The organism is Pantoea sp. WEP, from assembly GCF_041678305.1.
Lineage (GTDB): Bacteria > Pseudomonadota > Gammaproteobacteria > Enterobacterales > Enterobacteriaceae > Pantoea > Pantoea dispersa.
The window spans coordinates 1,281,795-1,300,373 of record NZ_JBGNXB010000001.1 but is presented as its reverse complement, the minus strand read 5'-3'; the positions used below and the strand labels follow the sequence as shown (position 1 = coordinate 1,300,373).

19 protein-coding genes and 1 other RNA gene are annotated in these 18,579 nt (G+C 57.2%); 9 read left to right on the top strand and 11 right to left on the bottom strand.

What is annotated here, in order from left to right; translation table 11 throughout:
- The first annotated feature begins 30 nt into the window (after positions 1-30).
- Positions 31-167, top strand: a non-coding RNA gene (locus ABVR31_RS05925) — RtT sRNA.
- Between the two features lie 199 nt (positions 168-366).
- Positions 367-723: a FlxA-like family protein gene (locus ABVR31_RS05920; protein WP_141496624.1), complete on the top strand. Its 357-nt coding sequence runs from the start codon at positions 367-369 to the stop codon at positions 721-723.
- Here the strand turns inward: ABVR31_RS05920 and ABVR31_RS05915 are convergent.
- Positions 720-1,640 (bottom strand): LysR family transcriptional regulator, encoded by a 921-nt coding sequence (locus ABVR31_RS05915; protein ID WP_021508089.1) that lies wholly within the window; start codon positions 1,638-1,640, stop codon positions 720-722. The genes ABVR31_RS05920 and ABVR31_RS05915 overlap by 4 nt on opposite strands.
- A gap of 101 nt (positions 1,641-1,741) precedes the next feature.
- On the opposite strand from ABVR31_RS05915, the gene ABVR31_RS05910 reads away from it, so the two are divergent.
- Positions 1,742-2,743 (top strand): bile acid:sodium symporter family protein, encoded by a 1,002-nt coding sequence (locus ABVR31_RS05910; protein WP_021508088.1) that lies wholly within the window; start codon positions 1,742-1,744, stop codon positions 2,741-2,743.
- 31 nt (positions 2,744-2,774) lie between these two features.
- Here the strand turns inward: ABVR31_RS05910 and ABVR31_RS05905 are convergent, their stop codons facing one another.
- From ABVR31_RS05905 to zipA, 3 genes are all read right to left on the bottom strand, one after another.
- Positions 2,775-2,993, bottom strand: a complete 219-nt coding sequence (locus ABVR31_RS05905; RefSeq protein ID WP_021508087.1) for a DUF3820 family protein — start codon at positions 2,991-2,993, stop codon at positions 2,775-2,777.
- Between the two features lies 1 nt (position 2,994).
- Positions 2,995-5,013, bottom strand: coding sequence for an NAD-dependent DNA ligase LigA (gene ligA / locus ABVR31_RS05900; protein ID WP_215480571.1), 2,019 nt, complete (start codon positions 5,011-5,013; stop codon positions 2,995-2,997).
- A gap of 72 nt (positions 5,014-5,085) precedes the next feature.
- Positions 5,086-6,069: a cell division protein ZipA gene (zipA, locus tag ABVR31_RS05895; RefSeq protein ID WP_371221971.1), complete on the bottom strand. Its 984-nt coding sequence runs from the start codon at positions 6,067-6,069 to the stop codon at positions 5,086-5,088.
- A 217-nt stretch (positions 6,070-6,286) separates the two neighbouring features.
- On the opposite strand from zipA, the gene cysZ reads away from it, so the two are divergent.
- From cysZ to crr, 6 genes are all read left to right on the top strand, one after another.
- A complete protein-coding gene (cysZ, locus tag ABVR31_RS05890; RefSeq protein WP_127834407.1) occupies positions 6,287-7,048 on the top strand; it encodes a sulfate transporter CysZ in 762 nt (253 codons plus the stop codon).
- Positions 7,049-7,188: 140 nt separating this feature from the next.
- Positions 7,189-8,160: a cysteine synthase A gene (gene cysK, locus ABVR31_RS05885; protein ID WP_021508083.1), complete on the top strand. Its 972-nt coding sequence runs from the start codon at positions 7,189-7,191 to the stop codon at positions 8,158-8,160.
- Between the two features lie 16 nt (positions 8,161-8,176).
- On the top strand, positions 8,177-8,371 hold the full coding sequence (locus ABVR31_RS05880; RefSeq protein WP_021508082.1) for a hypothetical protein: 195 nt from the start codon (positions 8,177-8,179) through the stop codon (positions 8,369-8,371).
- 178 nt (positions 8,372-8,549) lie between these two features.
- A complete protein-coding gene (gene ptsH / locus ABVR31_RS05875; RefSeq protein ID WP_007889063.1) occupies positions 8,550-8,807 on the top strand; it encodes a phosphocarrier protein Hpr in 258 nt (85 codons plus the stop codon).
- Positions 8,808-8,966: 159 nt separating this feature from the next.
- A complete protein-coding gene (gene ptsI, locus ABVR31_RS05870; protein WP_125309124.1) occupies positions 8,967-10,694 on the top strand; it encodes a phosphoenolpyruvate-protein phosphotransferase PtsI in 1,728 nt (575 codons plus the stop codon).
- A gap of 42 nt (positions 10,695-10,736) precedes the next feature.
- Positions 10,737-11,240 carry a PTS glucose transporter subunit IIA gene (crr, locus tag ABVR31_RS05865; RefSeq protein ID WP_010617547.1) on the top strand — a complete coding sequence of 168 codons (504 nt, stop codon included), beginning with the start codon at positions 10,737-10,739 and terminating at the stop codon, positions 11,238-11,240.
- Between the two features lie 244 nt (positions 11,241-11,484).
- On the opposite strand, the gene ABVR31_RS05860 is transcribed toward crr, so the two are convergent.
- The 7 genes from ABVR31_RS05860 to ABVR31_RS05830 all read right to left on the bottom strand — a co-directional run bounded on the left by ABVR31_RS05860 (position 11,485) and on the right by ABVR31_RS05830 (position 18,453).
- Complete coding sequence (locus tag ABVR31_RS05860) at positions 11,485-12,846, bottom strand: ATP-binding protein (RefSeq protein ID WP_372772081.1); 1,362 nt, start codon at positions 12,844-12,846, stop codon at positions 11,485-11,487.
- Positions 12,843-13,523, bottom strand: a complete 681-nt coding sequence (locus ABVR31_RS05855) for a response regulator transcription factor (protein ID WP_021508079.1) — start codon at positions 13,521-13,523, stop codon at positions 12,843-12,845. The genes ABVR31_RS05860 and ABVR31_RS05855 overlap by 4 nt, the downstream gene beginning before the upstream one ends.
- A 173-nt stretch (positions 13,524-13,696) precedes the next feature.
- The gene (gene cysM / locus ABVR31_RS05850; protein ID WP_372772079.1) at positions 13,697-14,581 is read right to left on the bottom strand and encodes a cysteine synthase CysM; all 885 of its coding nucleotides are present in this window, start codon (positions 14,579-14,581) and stop codon (positions 13,697-13,699) included.
- Between the two features lie 72 nt (positions 14,582-14,653).
- A complete protein-coding gene (gene cysA / locus ABVR31_RS05845) occupies positions 14,654-15,742 on the bottom strand; it encodes a sulfate/thiosulfate ABC transporter ATP-binding protein CysA (protein ID WP_058770811.1) in 1,089 nt (362 codons plus the stop codon).
- Positions 15,732-16,604: a sulfate/thiosulfate ABC transporter permease CysW gene (gene cysW / locus ABVR31_RS05840; protein WP_021508076.1), complete on the bottom strand. Its 873-nt coding sequence runs from the start codon at positions 16,602-16,604 to the stop codon at positions 15,732-15,734. The genes cysA and cysW overlap by 11 nt, the downstream gene beginning before the upstream one ends.
- Complete coding sequence (gene cysT, locus ABVR31_RS05835; protein WP_021508075.1) at positions 16,604-17,437, bottom strand: sulfate/thiosulfate ABC transporter permease CysT; 834 nt, start codon at positions 17,435-17,437, stop codon at positions 16,604-16,606. The genes cysW and cysT overlap by 1 nt, the downstream gene beginning before the upstream one ends.
- On the bottom strand, positions 17,437-18,453 hold the full coding sequence (locus ABVR31_RS05830; protein ID WP_372772076.1) for a sulfate ABC transporter substrate-binding protein: 1,017 nt from the start codon (positions 18,451-18,453) through the stop codon (positions 17,437-17,439). The genes cysT and ABVR31_RS05830 overlap by 1 nt, the downstream gene beginning before the upstream one ends.
- Positions 18,454-18,579: the final 126 nt, after the last annotated feature.

Below are 18,579 nucleotides of genomic sequence, written 5' to 3'. Positions count from 1 at the left end.
CGCCATCAGGGCGCTTTTTTCGTTTCTGTGCACCGATGCTGAACGTGCAGGATGAGGACCTGCTGCAGGTTCGACTGAATCGCCGGGAGCGATTCAGGCTGATGCGCCAGCATCACCCGCAGGACGAGGCCCCGGATGGGCCGAGGCATATCCTGCACGACCCACCAGATTCAGGAAAGAGCGCCCAAAGGGCGCTTTTCCGCTTCAGCTGTGAAGAAAGAACGCGCTCAGCCTGAGGCCGTACCCGCCCTATCCCCTTTCGCCCTCGTTCCTGACGAAACCTTTTCGCAAATTTAACACCTCTCACCCTCAAGCCGCAGCGGCTGCGTTCCGATAACGAAAGGGCACATTTGCAAGGAGAACGTTATGACCACCATTTCGACCAATACCAATATTGGCAGCAGCAGTACTTCCGGCTCCGGAAGCGCATCCGGCAGTAGCGATAGCGCCTCGAAAATCGCCAGCCTGACCAAACAAATCGCCAGCCTGAACGATGAACTGAAAGACATCGCGAAGGACAAAAGCCTGACCGAGAAGCAAAGAAAGGAGAAGCAGGAGACGATTAACGCGCAGATTCAGCTGCTGCAGGCGCAAATCCAGCAGTTGCAGAAGCAGGAAAAGGAGAAAGCGGAGCAGAAGCAGGAGAAACAGGAGGTTACTGCAGTGAAAGCGGATGGCATCAACCGCCCAACCGACAGCAACCAACTTGACGTTTATGTTTAAAACGCCGGATTAAGCGCGCGATCCTGCGTCAGCAGCGCCGCCTGCTGACGCACTTCCTGCCAGATAGCCTCCGCTGCCGGGGTGAGTGACCGGTTTTTGCGTTTAATCAGCATCAGGCTGCGATTGATCTCCGGATAGAGCCGGCGCACCGTTAGCTTACGTCCGGACGGCAGCGGCAGCGCCAGTGCCGGTAAGATACTGATGCCAATGCCCGCTTCCACCATCGGATAAAGCGTGGCCGGATGGCCAATCTCCTGCACCACCTGCACGTTCAGCGCCAGCCGCTGCAATGCGGCATCGACCAGCAAACGGCTGCCCGACGCGTAATCCTGCAGCACCATAGCGCGACCAGCCAGCATTGACCACTGAGCCTGCGGCACCTGCGCCAGCGCATCATCCTGATGGCACAACAGTAAAAACGGCTCCTGCAGAATCTCCTCGCTATCGAAATCCGCATCCTGCAGCGGACCGATGACGATGCCAAAATCGACTTCCGCATTGCGCACGCTCTGCAATACCCACTGCTGCACGCGGTCGTGCAGAATCACCCGAATGTCGGGGTAGCGCAGCTGGCTGCTGGCCAGACATTGCGGCATCAGATGCGCCGAGGGCGTCTGGCTGGCCGCCACGCGCACCGTGCCGCTGCGCTGCTCGCCATAGCTGCGCACATCCAGCAGCGTGGTATTCAGTTCCTCCAGCAGTCGTTCCAGCCGCGTTGCCAGTTGCTGTCCGGCTTCGCTCAGTAACACCTCGCGCGTGGTGCGATCCAGCAGCCGTACGCCCATCTCCGCTTCCAGCTCTTTAATACTGTGACTGACAGCCGACTGGCTCAGCCCAATCGCCTGCCCTGCCTGGCTGAAACTGCCGTGCTGCGCCACCGCCACAAAGGTGCGCAACTGTCGTAAGGTGTAATTCATCGATTACGCTCATAGATTAATGCAATAAATCAATTTTATTTCTAAACGCGACTGACGCACAATCAGCAACATCATTTATTACATTTAACCGGATTGTAACAATGGGCTTTTTACGACTTGACCCGATGATGGTCAAACTCATCATCACCGTGCTGCTGGCCAGCTTCTTCCCGGCCAAAGGCGGGTTTGTCGATTTCTTCGAATACCTGACCACCGCGGCCATCGCCCTGCTGTTCTTCATGCACGGTGCCAAACTGTCGCGCGAGAAGATCATCGCCGGCAGCAGCCACTGGCGGCTGCATCTGTGGATTATGTGCAGTACCTTCGTGATTTTCCCGATCCTTGGCCTGCTGCTGGTGTGGTGGCATCCGGTCAACGTCGGCGCGGAGATCTACACCGGTTTCCTCTACCTGTGTATCCTGCCGGCGACGGTGCAGTCCGCGATTGCTTTCACCTCCATGGCGGGCGGTAACGTTGCCGCGGCGGTGTGTGCTGCCTCCGCCTCCAGTCTGCTGGGCGTCTTTATTTCGCCGCTGCTGGTTAACCTGGTGATGAATGTGCACAGCGATGCGCCGGGTAACGGTCTGGAGCAGATTGGTAAAATCATGCTGCAGCTGCTGGTGCCCTTTGTGCTGGGCCACCTGGCACGCCGCTGGATTGGTGGCTGGGTGGAGAAGCATCGCAGCCTGATTGGCAAAACCGATCAAACCTCGATTCTGCTGGTGGTCTATTCGGCGTTCAGTGAAGCGGTGGTTAACGGCATCTGGCATCGCGTCGGCGTTGATACCCTGCTGTGGATTCTGGCTGGCAGCCTGCTGATTCTGTTCGTCGCACTGGCCATCAACCTTGGCGCTTCCCGGCTGTTTGGCTTTAGCCGTGCGGATGAGATTGTGGTGCTGTTTTGCGGCTCGAAAAAGAGCCTGGCAAACGGTGTACCAATGGCCAACATCCTGTTCCCGGCCAGCGCAGTGGGGATTATTGTCCTGCCGCTGATGATCTTCCATCAGGTCCAGCTGATGGTGTGCTCGTTCATTGCCCAGCGCTATAAAGCCGGCAATGAGAAGAAGCTGGCGAAGCAACAGATTGAAGCGCAGAAGTCATAAAACATCAGGCCCGCAATTGCGGGCCTGTCACTTATTCACTGCGCTTGAGCGGTTTAACTAAGCCCTGTAAGCCTTCGATTTTGATCGCCAGCGTCAGCTGCATCAGCTCACCCAGTTTGCCGGCGGGAAACTCATTTTTACGCGCAAACCACAGCAGATACTCTTCCGGCACATCGATCAGCATCCGCCCTTTGTATTTGCCAAACGGCATCGCGGTATTGGCAATCTCAACCAGCTGCTGCTTATCCATCTCAGGCGCCCAGTAACCGAATCATTTCGGCTTCATCGATCACCGCAATCCCCAGCTCCTGCGCTTTTGCCAGCTTGGAACCGGCGGCCTCACCGGCGATCAGCAGATCGGTTTTTTTCGATACGCTGCCGCTGACTTTGGCCCCCAGCGCCGTCAGCCGCGCTTTGGCATCGTCACGGTTCATCTGCGACAGCGAGCCAGTCAGTACCACGGTTTTTCCGGCAAACGGGCTGTCGATCTCTTCGGCTTTGACCACTACCACCGCCGGCCAGTGCACGCCCACCTCCTCCGTCAGCTGGCGGATCACTTCACGGTTGCTCTCCTCTTCCATGAAGTTGCGCACGTGCGCTGCCACCACTTTGCCGACGTCCTGTACCGCGATTAGCGCATCGAGATCGGCGTTCATGACCTTTTCCAGCTCGCCAAAGTGGTTCGCCAGGTTGGCCGCCGTCGCCTCGCCCACTTCGCGGATGCCGAGCGCATACAGGAAGCGCGGCAGCGTGGTGAATTTGGCTTTTTCCAGCGCATCCACCACGTTTTGCGCCGATTTGGGCCCCATGCGGTCCAGTCCGGTCAGCTTGCCGGCGGTGAGACGGAACAGGTCGGCCGGGGTTTTGACGTACTCTTTTTCCACCAGCTGGTCGATGATTTTATCGCCCATGCCGTCCACGTCCATCGCACGGCGTGAGACAAAGTGCTTCAGCGCTTCTTTACGCTGCGCGCCGCAAATCAGCCCGCCGGTACAGCGCGTTACGGCTTCGCCTTCCACACGCTCTACGTCAGAGCCGCAAACCGGACAGTGGCTGGGAAACACAATCTCGCGCGCATCCGCCGGACGCTCAGATTCCACCACGTTAACCACCTGCGGAATCACGTCACCGGCGCGACGAATCACCACTTTGTCACCGATACGCAGCCCCAGCCGGGCGATTTCATCGGCGTTGTGCAGCGTTGCATTACTGACTATCACGCCCGCGACCTGCACCGGTTCGAGGCGCGCCACCGGCGTAATCGCGCCGGTACGTCCAACCTGAAACTCGACGTCGCGCACGATCGTCATCTGCTCCTGCGCCGGGAACTTGAATGCCACCGCCCAGCGCGGTGCGCGCGCCACAAAGCCCAGCTGCTCCTGCAGCGCCTGCGAGTCGACTTTGATCACCACGCCGTCAATATCAAAGCCGAGTGACGGACGGTCCTGCTCAACCTGGCGATAAAACGCCAGCACTTCATCCGCGGTGTGCACCAGGCGAATCCGCTCGCTGACCGGTAATCCCCAGGCCTTAAACTGTTGCAGACGCTGCCAGTGGCTGGCAGGCATTTCGCCGCCCTCCAGCAGGCCAAAGCCGTAGCAGAAGAAGGTCAGCGGACGTTTCGCGGTGATACGCGGATCGAGCTGGCGCAGCGAGCCGGCCGCCGCATTACGCGGGTTGGCAAACACTTTGCCGCCGGTGCGTCGTGCTTCCTCATTCAGCTTCTCAAAGCCGCTTTCGGTCATGAATACTTCGCCGCGCACTTCTACCCGCGCCGGAATATTGTCGCCGTGCAGGCGCAGCGGAATGGCGTGAATGGTGCGCACGTTCGCCGTGATGTTTTCACCGGTGGTGCCATCGCCGCGCGTGGCGGCACGCACCAGCAGGCCGTTTTCATACAGTAAACTTACTGCCAGACCATCCAGCTTCAGCTCGCAGCAATAGGTGAGATCGTCAGTGCTTTTCAGGCGATCCTGCACGCGCTTATTGAAGGCAAGAAATCCGGCTTCATCAAAGGTGTTATCGAGCGACAGCATCGGCACTTCGTGGCGCACCTGTTCAAAGGTGGCAAGCGGTGCCGCGCCCACGCGCTGGGTGGGAGAATCCGGGGTGATTAAATCGGGATGCGCGCTCTCCAGCTCACGCAGTTCGCGCATCAATCGGTCATATTCTGCATCCGGGATTTCCGGCGTATCCATCACGTGATAGAGGTATTCGTGGTGGCGTAACGTGGTGCGCAGCGCGGTGATCTGCTCCTGAACCGATGTCATATTCTCTCGTCCGATAAAAAACCCCCGGCAAGCGGGGGTTATTTAGTTAAAGGGTGATACTGCTGGCGGCGCTTAGCCAATAACCTCGCGGATGCGTGATTTATAGGTTTCCAGCTTTTGTGGTGTCATCATGCGACGCTCATCATCCAGCACCACGCCACCGACATCATCGGCGATGCGCTGTGCCGATTGCAGCATCAGCTTAAAGTTCTGATTGGCGTCACCGTAGGACGGCACCATCATAAAGATCGAGACGCCCGGCGTGGTGAAATCGCCCATTTCATCCGGATTGAACGAACCCGGTTTAACCATGTTTGCCAGGCTGAACAGCACCGGACCGCTGCCGGCCGGGCTGAGATGGCGATGGAAAATGTTCATTTCACCAAACTGGAAGCCGGCCTGCAGAATGCCCTGCAGCAGCGCTTCACCGTTCAGTGCGCCACCGGCATGCGCGGCAACGTGCAACACCAGCACCGCTTCTTTTTTACTACCCGGCGCAGCGGGCTGCGGTTGCGGTGCAGCTTCCTGCACAGGCGCAGGTTCAGGTTGTTTAACCTCCGGCTCGGCGGCGGTAAACTCCGGTGCCGGCTGGGTGGCGGACAGCGGTTCATTATCCAGCAGCGGATCGGCCTGAATCGGTTGTGGCTGTGGCACGGGCTGCGCCACCGGCGCCTGCGGTTGTGGCGCAGGTGCAGGCTGACGTACCGGCTCATCGTCCAGCAGCGGATCGCCGCTTAACGGCGTTTCCTGGCGTGGGAACGGCTGACGCACCGGTTCCGGCGCACGCGGAGCTGCAGGTTTGGTGACCGGCGCATCGAACGGCGGCTCGTCTTCGGCATCACGCTGACGACGCACGCGTACTTCGCCGACGCCATCGTCTTCGCTGTTCAGCAGATCATCGTCATCCGCTTCTTCACGCTGTTTCAGACGTTTGTGCGGGCGATCGCGAAACACGGAAGAGCGCTCTTTACGGCTGGTCCACAGTCCGTGAAGAAGCAGCGCTATTATGGCGATCGCGCCAACAACGATTAATATCAGACGCAAATCCTGCATCATTGTATTCTCTGTTGTTCCAATACCTTGCCACCACGGCAAACTTTATCCTCTAACTGTATTTGCCCAGCTACACAAGTGCAAGTCTGTGCAGTATTTTCTGACAAATAAGATAGCTGCCCCACGCTTTTTTGCTGTTTTTTCGCGCAAAGTGCGCCTGTCACCGATAAAAAGCCAGGTTATGATGTTGGCGCCGCTACATAAAGGAGAAAGGCTCGCTATGCCCGCTGAGAATTCGGTCTCATCCATGAATGGTATTCATTATTTTGCCCAGGGCTGGAAACTGGTGCGCCTGCCCGGTATCCGCCGCTACGTCATCATCCCGCTGCTGGTGAACATTGTGCTGCTGGGCGGTGCGTTTATCTGGCTGTTTCAGCGCCTCGGCCAGTGGATTCCACAGCTGATGTCGCACGTGCCGGACTGGCTGCAGTGGCTGAGCTATCTGCTGTGGCCGCTGTCGGTAATTTCGATTGTGCTGGTATTCAGCTATTTCTTCTCCACCATCGCCAACTGGATTGCCGCGCCGTTTTGCGGCCTGCTGGCGGAGCAGCTGGAAGGACGTCTGACCGGAAAACCCCTGCCGGACAGTGGCTGGCTCGGCATGATGAAAGACATCCCGCGCATCATGAAGCGCGAGTTACAGAAGCTCGGCTACTATTTGCCGCGCGCACTGGGCCTGCTGCTGCTCTATTTTATCCCCGGCTTTGGCCAGACCGTGGCGCCGGTGTTGTGGTTTCTGTTTAGCGCCTGGATGCTATCGATACAATATTGCGACTATCCGTTCGACAACCACAAAGTCAGTTTTCCTCAGATGCGTAACGCGCTGCGTCAGCATAAAACCGCCAATATGCAGTTTGGCGCGCTGGTCAGTCTGTTCACCATGATTCCGATCCTCAATCTCGCCATCATGCCGGTCGCGGTATGCGGCGCGACCGCCATGTGGGTCGATCGCTACCGCAGCCAGCATGCGCGTCATCTATAATGCATCAAAAAGCCTTATGCATTTTTGCATCAGGCTTATGGTCGCAGGCTATATAGATATACGATTTCTTTCCTTCCGCCGGGGGTCAGAACAGGTATGCTCTGAGGGTTCCCAATATTTCATACAGTTAAGGACGGGCTATGAGTAAGATCTATGAAGACAACTCTCTGACAATTGGTCATACGCCGCTGGTTCGACTGAACCGCATCGGTAATGGACGCATTCTGGCGAAGGTCGAGTCGCGTAACCCGAGCTTCAGCGTTAAATGCCGTATCGGTGCCAATATGATTTGGGACGCAGAAAAACGCGGTATTCTGAAACCGGGCGTTGAGCTGGTAGAGCCAACCAGCGGCAACACCGGCATTGCGCTGGCCTATGTCGCCGCTGCGCGCGGCTATAAGCTGACGCTGACCATGCCTGAGACCATGTCGATTGAACGTCGCAAGCTGCTGAAAGCGCTGGGCGCCAATCTGGTGCTGACCGAAGGGCCAAAAGGCATGAAGGGCGCCATCGCTAAAGCAGAAGAGATTGTTGCCAGCGATCCGGACAAATATGTGCTGCTGCAGCAGTTCAGCAACCCGGCCAACCCGGAAATTCACGAAAAGACTACTGGCCCGGAGATCTGGGAAGACACTGACGGCGCCGTAGACGTTTTCATTGCCGGCGTGGGCACCGGCGGTACGCTGACCGGCGTGAGCCGCTACATCAAGAACACCAAAGGCAAGCAGGATTTGATCACCGTGGCCGTTGAGCCTACGGATTCCCCGGTTATCGCACAGGCGCTGGCGGGAGAAGAGATCAAACCGGGCCCGCACAAGATTCAGGGCATCGGTGCCGGTTTTATTCCGGGCAACCTTGACCTGAAACTGATTGACCGCGTGGTGGCCATCACCAATGAAGAAGCGATCAGCACCGCGCGTCAGCTGATGGAAGAGGAAGGCATTCTGGCCGGTATCTCTTCCGGTGCAGCGGTGGCGGCTGCCCTTAAGCTGCAGGAAGATGAAGCCTTCGCCAATAAAAATATCGTGGTGATTCTGCCCTCTTCCGGCGAACGCTATCTCAGTACCGCACTGTTTGCCGATCTGTTCACCGAAAAAGAGCTGCAGCAGTAAACGCCAGAGTCTGAAAATGATGAAAAAAGCACCCAAATGGGTGCTTTTTTGTGGCGCAGATCTCACTTTTACCACCGGGCAGATTGATTTCAGTGATGCGGCTCTGGTATTTAAGCAGCCAATTATTTCGGTGCCTGAAATTAATCTGCCTTTGAAGTGGATCAAGCTGAATCGATTTACTGATTTGGTGAAACGGCGAATCACGGCATAATCAGCAAAGTGACGTATTGCAGCAGTTTTGATCCGTCATCGAAAAAATGACTTTTTCATTCAAGCGCATTTTTTGGTCAGCGTGATGCCGTACCAGCGCACCTACACAGGCTAAAGTTACGGCTCCAGGCTAGACTTTAGATCCATAACACCAAACCTGATAAAGTTGGGGAAATAGAATGTTCCAGCAAGAAGTTACCATTACCGCACCTAACGGCCTCCATACCCGTCCTGCAGCTCAGTTCGTGAAAGAAGCGAAGGCTTTCCAGTCTGAAATCACCGTGACCTCTAACGGCAAATCTGCCAGCGCGAAAAGCCTGTTCAAACTGCAGACTCTGGGTCTGACTCAGGGTACGGTTGTTACGCTTTCTGCAGAAGGTGAAGACGAGCAGCAGGCGGTTGAGCATCTGGTCAAACTGATGGCTGAACTGGAGTAATTCCGCTCCGGCAAGCCATTAAACCGACTCCTTTGCCCCATTGAGTGCAATTATGTTGATCGCGGACAACCTGTCCGCGTTATTGCTTCCTTAGAGTACTGCTCCGCGACAGTGGCAACGCATTGGGTCAATGAGCCATCGTGATTAAAAGGTAGGGTTATGATTTCAGGCATTTTAGCATCACCGGGTATCGCTTTCGGCAAAGCACTGCTGCTGAAGGAAGACGAGATCGTCATCAGCCGTAAAAAGATTACTGACGACCAGGTTGAGCAGGAAGTTCAGCGCTTCCTCGACGGTCGCAGCAAAGCAGCCGGGCAGCTTGAAGCCATCCGTGTGAAAGCCGGTGAAACCTTCGGTGAAGAGAAAGCGGCGATCTTTGAAGGTCACATCATGCTGCTCGAAGACGAAGAGCTTGAGCAGGAAATCATCGACCTGATTAAAAAAGATCACGTAACCGCTGACGCCGCCGCCCACTCTGTGGTTGACGGCCAGGCGAAAGCGCTGGAAGAGCTCGACGACGAATATCTGAAAGAGCGCGCGGCTGACGTACGAGACATCGGCAAGCGTCTGCTGCAGAACATTCTGGGTCTGCATATCGTTGACCTGAGCGCCATTGCTGACGAATCCATTCTGGTGGCGAAAGATCTGACGCCATCTGAAACCGCACAGCTGAACCTGAAAAAGGTGCTGGGCTTTATTACCGATCTGGGTGGCCGTACTTCACACACCTCGATCATGGCGCGTTCGCTGGAGCTGCCAGCGATTGTCGGCACCGGTAACGTGACCGCTACCGTGAAAAACGGTGATTTCCTGATTATCGATGGCGTGAACAACAAGATTTACGTCAATCCGACCGACGACGTGCAGGAAGAGCTGAAAGCGATTCAGACGCAGTATCTGTCTGAGAAGCACGAGCTGGCGAAACTGAAAGATCTGCCAGCGATTACGCTGGACGGCCACCAGGTTGAAGTGTGCGCCAACATCGGTACCGTGCGTGATGTCGCCGGTGCTGAGCGCAACGGCGCGGAAGGTGTAGGTCTGTACCGTACTGAATTCCTGTTCATGGACCGCGATTCGCTGCCAAGCGAAGAAGAGCAGTTCCAGGCTTACAAAGCCGTGGCGGAAGCGATGGGTTCCCAGGCCGTGATCGTGCGTACCATGGACATCGGCGGCGACAAAGATCTGCCGTACATGAACCTGCCAAAAGAAGAGAACCCGTTCCTCGGCTGGCGTGCGATTCGTATCGCCATGGACCGCAAAGAGATTCTGCATGCCCAGCTGCGCGCCATTCTGCGTGCGTCTTCCTTCGGCAAACTGCGCATCATGTTCCCGATGATCATTTCGGTTGAAGAAGTGCGCTTCCTGAAGGCTGAGCTGGAGATGCTGAAGGCACAACTGCGTGAAGAAGGTAAAGCCTTTGATGAGTCCATTGAAGTGGGCATCATGGTGGAAACCCCGGCTTCCGCAGTGATTGCCCGCCATCTGGCGAAAGAAGTCGACTTCTTTAGTATTGGGACAAATGACCTGACGCAGTATACTCTGGCGGTCGATCGTGGTAATGATTTGATTTCACACCTCTATAACCCAATGACGCCATCTGTACTGGGCCTCATCAAGCAAGTGATCGACGCATCACATGCCGAAGGGAAATGGACCGGCATGTGTGGTGAGCTGGCTGGTGATGAACGTGCTACACTACTGTTACTGGGAATGGGGCTGGACGAATTCAGCATGAGTGCCATTTCAATCCCAAGCATCAAGAAGATCATTCGCAATACCAATTTCGAAGATGCGAAGGCACTGGCAGAGCAGGCTCTGGCTCAACCCACAGCGGAAGATTTGATGAACCTGGTGAACAAGTTCATCAAAGAAAAAACGCTCTGCTGATCCACGAGACGCTGGCCCCAAATTACTGCTTAGGAGAAGATCATGGGTTTGTTTTCTAAACTTTTTGGCGATAAATCAGAGAGCGCGTCAGGGACTATCGATATCGTTGCGCCTCTGTCAGGCGAAATCGTGAATATCGAAGACGTACCTGATGTGGTATTCGCAGAGAAAATCGTCGGTGATGGTATCGCCATCAAACCTACTGGCAACAAAATGGTTGCACCAGTGGATGGTACTATCGGCAAGATTTTCGAAACCAACCACGCATTTTCTATCGAGTCTGATAACGGCATCGAACTGTTCGTGCACTTCGGTATCGACACGGTAGAACTGAAAGGTGAAGGCTTCAAACGCATCGCTGAAGAAGGCCAGAAAGTGAAAAAAGGCGATGTGGTGATCGAGTTTGATCTGCCGCTGCTGGAAGAGAAAGCCAAATCCACGCTGACCCCGGTCGTGATCTCGAATATGGATGAGATCAAAGACCTGGTGAAACTCTCCGGTCAGGTTACCGTGGGCGAAACGCCGGTTATCCGCATCAGGAAGTAAACCGCGCTGATTGCGTGAAAACGGCACCCAATGGGTGCCGTTTTTGTTTGCTTCACACGCTGATGAATGATTTGCAGGCGAGCGCTTCTGGCAAAGCGCACCGTGCCTGTTTGAGGGCAGGACGACCGGGCAGAGGAGCAAAGCGTCCCGCGCCATGGATGGCGCGGGCCGAGGCCCAGGGACGGTTTATGCCGTCTTTGCGATCTGTCCGGTCGTCCTGACCGCCTGCGCCTGACGTGATGATTTACGCCTGCTTCCAGCGCGGCAGCCGCAGCGTCACTTCCAGCCCGCCTTCCGGACGGTTCAACGCCTGAACTTCGCCGTGATGGGCCAGAACCACTTTGCGCACAATCGACAGCCCCAGCCCGTAGCCTTTGCCCATTAGCGGTGAATTCACCCGAACGAACGGATCAAAGATACTCGACAGCTTCTCATCATCCACGCCCGGCCCCTGATCGCGCACGCGAATCGCCAGCCACTGATTCTCCGCCTGCAACTGCACGCTGATATGCTGCCCCTGATGCGAGAAACGCAGCGCGTTGCGCAGCACATTCTCCACGCCGCGGCGGATCAGCTCAGCATTACCGCGCACGGTGTAATCCGCGTTCTCATCCACCAGAAAATCTACGTGCACACCGGGGATCTGCGCTTCGTAGCGCACATCGGTTACCACCGCATGCAGCAGACCGGTCAGGTCAAAATACTGCTCGCCAGGCATGCTCTCATGCTCAGCGCGCGACAGCGTCAGCAGTTCGCCGATCATCTTATCCAGACGGCGCGCCTCCTCGTCGATGCGATTCAGTGAGGAGGCTACCGACTCCGGCGTCTGACGCGCCAGACCGGTGGCTAACTGCAGGCGCGCCAGCGGGGAGCGCAGCTCGTGGGAGATATCATGCAGCAGCTCTTCACGCGCTTTCACCAGCGTATCCAGCCGCTCCACCATCGCATCAAAATCCTGGGCCACAATCGACAGCTCATCATGTCGGCGGCGCATCACCGGATAGAGCCGCACCGACAAATCACCGCGCGACACGCGGGCAAACCCCTCGCGCAGCTGACGCATTGGTCGCGTCAGGTTCCACGCCAGCAGCAGACTGAACAGCAGCCCCAGCGCGCCGGCAAAGGTAAACATCGGCTCGGGGATATTCAGAATACGACGCGGGCCTCCGCCGCCCATTGAACTGTCTTCACGCAGCCCTTTTACGTCATAGCGCAGTTCGTACTCTTTACCGTCAGCGCCCTTCACCCAGCGCACAATCACCTGCGGAAACGGCCCGTGAAACGGCTGATTAAAGGTCTCGGGCGGCGCATTGTCCGGCGTAGTGGCCGGTCTGGCGTGCTGAATCACCGAGAAAAACTGGCGATCGTTCGGCTCCCAGTCGGCCATCATATCGTCGAGCGAGCTGGGGCCGCCGCGCTCCAGTACCGATACCGCCGAAGCCATTTGCAGATTAACGATCCGACGCACCGCCACAATCTCCGGCGGCTCGTGACGGTTTCCTGACAAGGTAAAGCCCAGCCACAGCAGCTGGCTGATAATCACAAACACAATCCAGAAGCCCAGCAGGATCTTCCAGAACATGCGGCCACGGTAGCTGTGTTTCATCGAATGCGATAACCAATGCTGCGCACGGTTTCAATATTCACGCTGTCTGCGGTCAGCGCAGCCAGCTTCTGACGGATATTGCTGATGTGCACGTCCACGCTGCGATCGTAAGCTTCACGCGGACGGCCCAGCCCCTTCTCCGACAGCTCATCTTTGGACACCACGCGGTCCGGTGCGCGCAGCAGCAGATCCAGCAGATTGAACTCCGACGCGGTGAGATCAAAAGCTTTGCCCTGCCACTCCGTGATACGCGTGGCCGGGTTCAGGCTGAGATCGCCCCAGCGCAGGACCTCTTTCTTATCCGGCACCGGTGCCTGATCTTCAAAGCGACGCAGCACCGCGCGCAGACGCGCCACCAGCTCGCGCGGATAGCAGGGTTTGGGCACGTAGTCATCCGCGCCCATCTCCAGGCCGATAACGCGATCGATATTGTCGCCCTTCGCCGTCAGCATAATCACCGGCAGGCGGCTGTTCTGCCGCACCTGACGTAGCACATCAATACCGCTCATATCCGGCAGCATGATGTCGAGAATCATCGCGGTGTAGTGTCCGGATAACGCCCCTTCAATCCCGGCGCTGCCGGTCAGCACCAGCTGGGTTTCAAAACCTTCGGCAATCAGGTACTGGCTCAGCATGGTGCCAAGTTCAACATCGTCATCAACAAGCAGGATTTTCATCTTTTTCTCTCGTACAAAATTGCCGCTATTTTGTCCTGAGTGCCGCGGGAAAGCAGCCGGTTTTACGCGATCCTTACAGTGACCGCGTCAGAACATGCTTAGGGAGACTATAGACAAAAATGGCCCGTACGCCGCGTCACAGGGCGCACGAAGCCAGAAACAGGCGGGAGGAACTAGCGGTGAAAAACGCCGGTGGAGAGATAGCGATCGCCGCGATCGCAGACAATGGCGACAACCACACTGCCCGGCTGCGCCGTCGCGATGCGCAATGCGCCAGCCACAGCCCCACCTGAACTGACGCCGCAGAAAATGCCTTCGCGCTGCGCCAGCGCGCGCATGGTCTCTTCTGCCTCCTGCTGCGCCATATCTATCACTTCATCCACCAGCTCCGGGCGATAAATCCCCGGCAGATAGGCCGCCGGCCAGCGACGAATACCGGGAATACTGCTGCCCTCCTGCGGCTGCAAACCAATCACTTTCACCGCCGGGGCAAACTCTTTCAGATAGCGTCCGACGCCGCTGATGGTGCCGGTGGTGCCCATGCTGGAGACAAAATGTGTCATATGACCGTGGCTTTGCTGCCAGATCTCCGGACCGGTGGTGAGATAATGGCCGAGCGGGTTGTCGGGATTATTAAACTGATCCAGCACTTTGCCTTCACCGCGCTGCGCCATGGCCTGCGCCAGATCGCGTGCGCCCTCCATGCCCTGCTCGCGTGTCACCAAAACCAGCTCAGCCCCGTAGGCGCGCATCGCATCCTGACGCTCCTGGCTCATGTTCTCCGGCATCAGCAGGCGTAACCGGTAGCCTTTCAGCGCGGCAATCATCGCCAGCGCAATGCCGGTATTGCCGCTGGTGGCCTCAATCAGCGTGTCGCCGGGCTGGATTTCACCCCGCAACTCAGCGTGGTGGATCATCGACCAGGCCGCGCGATCTTTCACCGAACCTGCCGGATTGTTGCCTTCCAGCTTGAGCCAGATTTCACTGCCGTTATCCGGCGTCAGGCGCTGCAACTTAATCAGCGGCGTATTGCCGATGGTGTTTTCCAGAGTGGTCACGGTGTCATTCCAGCCGAAAGGAGTACAAATAAATCGGGCGGGAAAATCCCGCCCGAAGGAGTGACAAAAATATCAGGCGCTTTCGGCAAAGGCAACCGGGCGCAGCGGCGTGGTGCCCTGGTAGATACGTGCCTGTTGCAGACCAACAAACAGCCGTTCGCCACGGATCGGCGCCGTCTGTTCACCGGCAAACACTACCGAGATTGGCTCGCTCTGCCAGCCGACGGGCTGAACCACCAGCTGCCAGAAGTGGCCACGCGGACTGATCTCCAGCACCTGCACCGGTAACGGCGTCTCCAGGCTACTCTGGCGTGACACGTCCACTTCCCACGGACGCAGGAACAGCTCCACGTCGCCCTGATGCGCTGGCGTATAGCCCAGCGGCCAGCGATGCGCGCCCACATGGAACTGCGAGCCGTGCACTTCGCCGTCAAAGCGGTTCACTTCGCCGAGGAACTCCAGCACGAAGCGGGTCGCGGGTTCGCGCCACACGTCATCCGGTGCGCCCACCTGCTCAATATTGCCCTGACTCATTACCACCACGCTATCCGCCACTTCCATCGCTTCTTCCTGGTCGTGGGTCACAAACACGCTGGTAAATTTCAGCTCTTCATGCAGCTGACGCAGCCAGCGGCGCAGCTCTTTACGCACCTGGGCATCCAGCGCGCCAAACGGTTCGTCCAGCAGCAGAATCTGCGGCTCAACCGCCAGCGCACGCGCCAGCGCCACGCGCTGTTTCTGCCCACCGGAGAGCTGAGCCGGGTAGCGGTTGGCCAGATGTGCCAGCTGTACCATCTCCAGCAGACGGGTAACGCGCTGCTTAATTTCGGCGCTGTTCGGACGCTCGCGGCGCGGCAGCACCGTCAGGCCAAAGGCGATGTTGTCGAACACCGTCATATGGCGGAACAGCGCATAGTGCTGAAACACAAAGCCGACCTGACGATCGCGTGCGTGCGTGCGGCTGACGTCTTTGCCATGAAAATGGATCTGCCCGCTGTTCTGGTGCTCCAGCCCGGCGATAATGCGCAGCAGCGTGGTTTTACCTGAACCGGAAGGTCCGAGCAGCGCCACCATCTTGCCGGAAGGAATATCCAGAGAGATATCGTTCAGCACCGGCGTGCGGCCAAATGCTTTATTAATGTGTTTAATCTCAATGCTCATGATTTTCCTCCTGTTGGCGCTTCTGCTGATGCTCTAATCGCCACTGCACCACACTTTTCAGAAACAGCGTCACAATTGCCATCAGGGTTAGCAGCGCGGCGGCGGTAAAAGCGCCCACGGTGTTGTAATCCTGATGCAGTAATTCCACCTGTAAAGGTAAGGTATAGGTTTCGCCGCGAATCGAGCCGGACACTACCGATACCGCACCAAATTCGCCGATGGCGCGCGCGTTGGTCAGCACCACTCCGTACAGCAGCGCCCAGCGGATATTTGGCAGCGTCACGCGGCGGAACATCTGCCAGCCAGACGCGCCCAGCAGCACGGCGGCTTCATCTTCGTGGCTGCCCTGGCTCAGCATCACCGGCACCAGCTCGCGCACCACAAACGGACAGGTAACGAAAATCGTCGCCAGCACCATACCCGGCCAGGCAAACATCACCTGGATGTTGTGCGCATCAAGCCAGCCGCCAGCCGGGCCGTTCACGCCCCAGAACAGCAGATACATCAGACCGGCCACCACCGGCGACACGGCAAACGGAATATCAAACAGCGTCAGCAGCAGCTGGCGACCGGGGAAAGTGAAGCGCGTCACCAGCCAGGCCAGCAGCGTGCCGAACACCAGGTTTACCGGCACGGTAATCAGCGCCACCAGCACCGTCAGCCAGATAGCATGCAGCATGTCCCCATCCTGCAGGTTGCTAAAGGCCTTGCCGATGCCCTGCCCCAGCGCCTCCCAGAAGATGGAAACCATCGGCACCACCAGCAGGCCAATCGATACCAGCACACCAATGCCGATCAGCAGCCATTTGCCCCAGTTCACCGGCTGACGCTCGGCATGATTGATCTGTGAAATCTCAGCCATCAGTGACCTCCCAGACGGCGGCCAAAGCGGCTCTGCAGAGTGTTAATCGCAAACAGCAGCAGCAACGACGCCGCGAGGATCACCGAAGCGATGGCGCTGGCGGCCGGATAATCAAACTCCTGCAGGCGAACAAAAATCATCAGCGAGGTCACTTCAGTTTTCCAGGCGATGTTACCGGCGATAAAGATCACCGCGCCAAATTCACCGAGGCTGCGGGTAAACGACAGCGCGGTCCCGGCCAGCAGCGCCGGCGCGACTTCCGGCAGCACCACGCGCCGGAAACTCTGCCACGGCGTGGCACCGAGGGTTTCCGCCGCTTCCTCATACTCCGGGCCTAACTCTTCCAGCACCGGCTGCACGGTACGCACCACAAACGGAATGCTGGTGAACGCCATCGCCACCGCGATACCGAGCCAGGTGTAAGACACTTTGATATCAAAATGCGCCAGCCACTGACCGTACCAGCCGTTAACCGAAAACAGTCCGGCCAGCGTCAGGCCGGCCACCGCCGTCGGCAGCGCAAACGGCAGGTCCATCAGGCCATCCAGCAGCGTACGGCCGGGAAAGCGATAGCGGGTCAGAATCCACGCCATCAGCATGCCAAACACCGCGTTAAACAGCGAGGCCACGCCCGCTGACAGCAGCGTGACTTTATACGCCGCCACCAGTTGCGGATTGCTGATCACCTGCCAGTACTGCGCCAGCGTCATCTGCGACAACTGCATGATCAGCGCGCTGATCGGCAGCAGCAGAATCAGGCAGGTAAACAGCAGGCTGGTGCCGAGGCTGAGACCAAAACCGGGCAGAACGCGTTTCTGTGCAGAAGCCAACATCAGCCGCGCCCCGCTGCCAGTAATTTATCCAGCTCACCGCCGCTGGCGAAGTGGGTTTTCATCACCTGCGGCCAGCCGCCAAACGCGTCATTAACATTGAACAGCGCAGTCTGCGGGAAGCGATCTTTCTGCTTCGCCATCAGCTGCGGGTTATTCACGCGATAGTAAAAGCCGGTGATGATTTTCTGCGCCTGCGGCGTGTAGAGGTAGTTAAGATAGGCTTTCGCCGCTTCCGCCGTGCCGTTGTGTTCGACGTTCTTATCGACCCACGCGACCGGGAATTCAGCGAGAATATTGGTTTTCGGCACAATCACTTCGTATTGGTCTTTACCGTACTGATTACGGATATTGTTCACTTCCGATTCAAAGCTGATCAGCACATCGCCGAGCCCGCGCTCGGCAAAGGTGGTAGTGGCACCACGGCCGCCGGTATCAAACACTTCGACGTTTTTCAGGAACCTGGTCATAAACGCTTCGGTTTTGGCTTGATCTTTGCCGTCCGCCTGGTCGGCAGCGCCCCACGCGGCCAGATAAGTGTAACGGCCGTTACCGGAGGTTTTCGGATTCGGGAAAATCAGCTTCACGTTATCGCGCGCCAGATCGGCCCAGTCGTGAATCTGCTTTGGATTCCCCTTGCGCACCAGGAACGCCATGGTGGAATAAAACGGTGAGCTGCTGTTGGGCAGACGACTCTGCCAGTCGGCCGGGATCAGGTTGCCTTTGTCGTGCAGCACCTGCACATCGGTCACCTGATTATAGGTCACGACATCGGCACGCAGCCCCTGCAAAATGGCCAGCGCCTGTTTTGAGGAGCCCGCATGTGACTGTTTAATGGTCAGCTTGTCGTCAGGGTGCGCCGCGTCCCACTGCTGTTCAAACGGCGCATTCAGGGCAACAAACAGTTCACGTGACACATCGTAAGAGCTATTGAGCAGCTCTGTTGCCTGTGCCGCGCCCGCTAAACTCAGCGACAGCGCTATACCGCCAAGCCATTTTTTCGAAACCGAACGTGTCATGCTGCACCCTGAGAAATGGAGTTCGAGCCTATGCCATTAGATGCTGTCAGTGTATTTATAACTCTGGCGAAAGCTGTAACGGTTTTATATATCGTTTAGGGATTTCAAAGTCTAAAAAGGCATAAG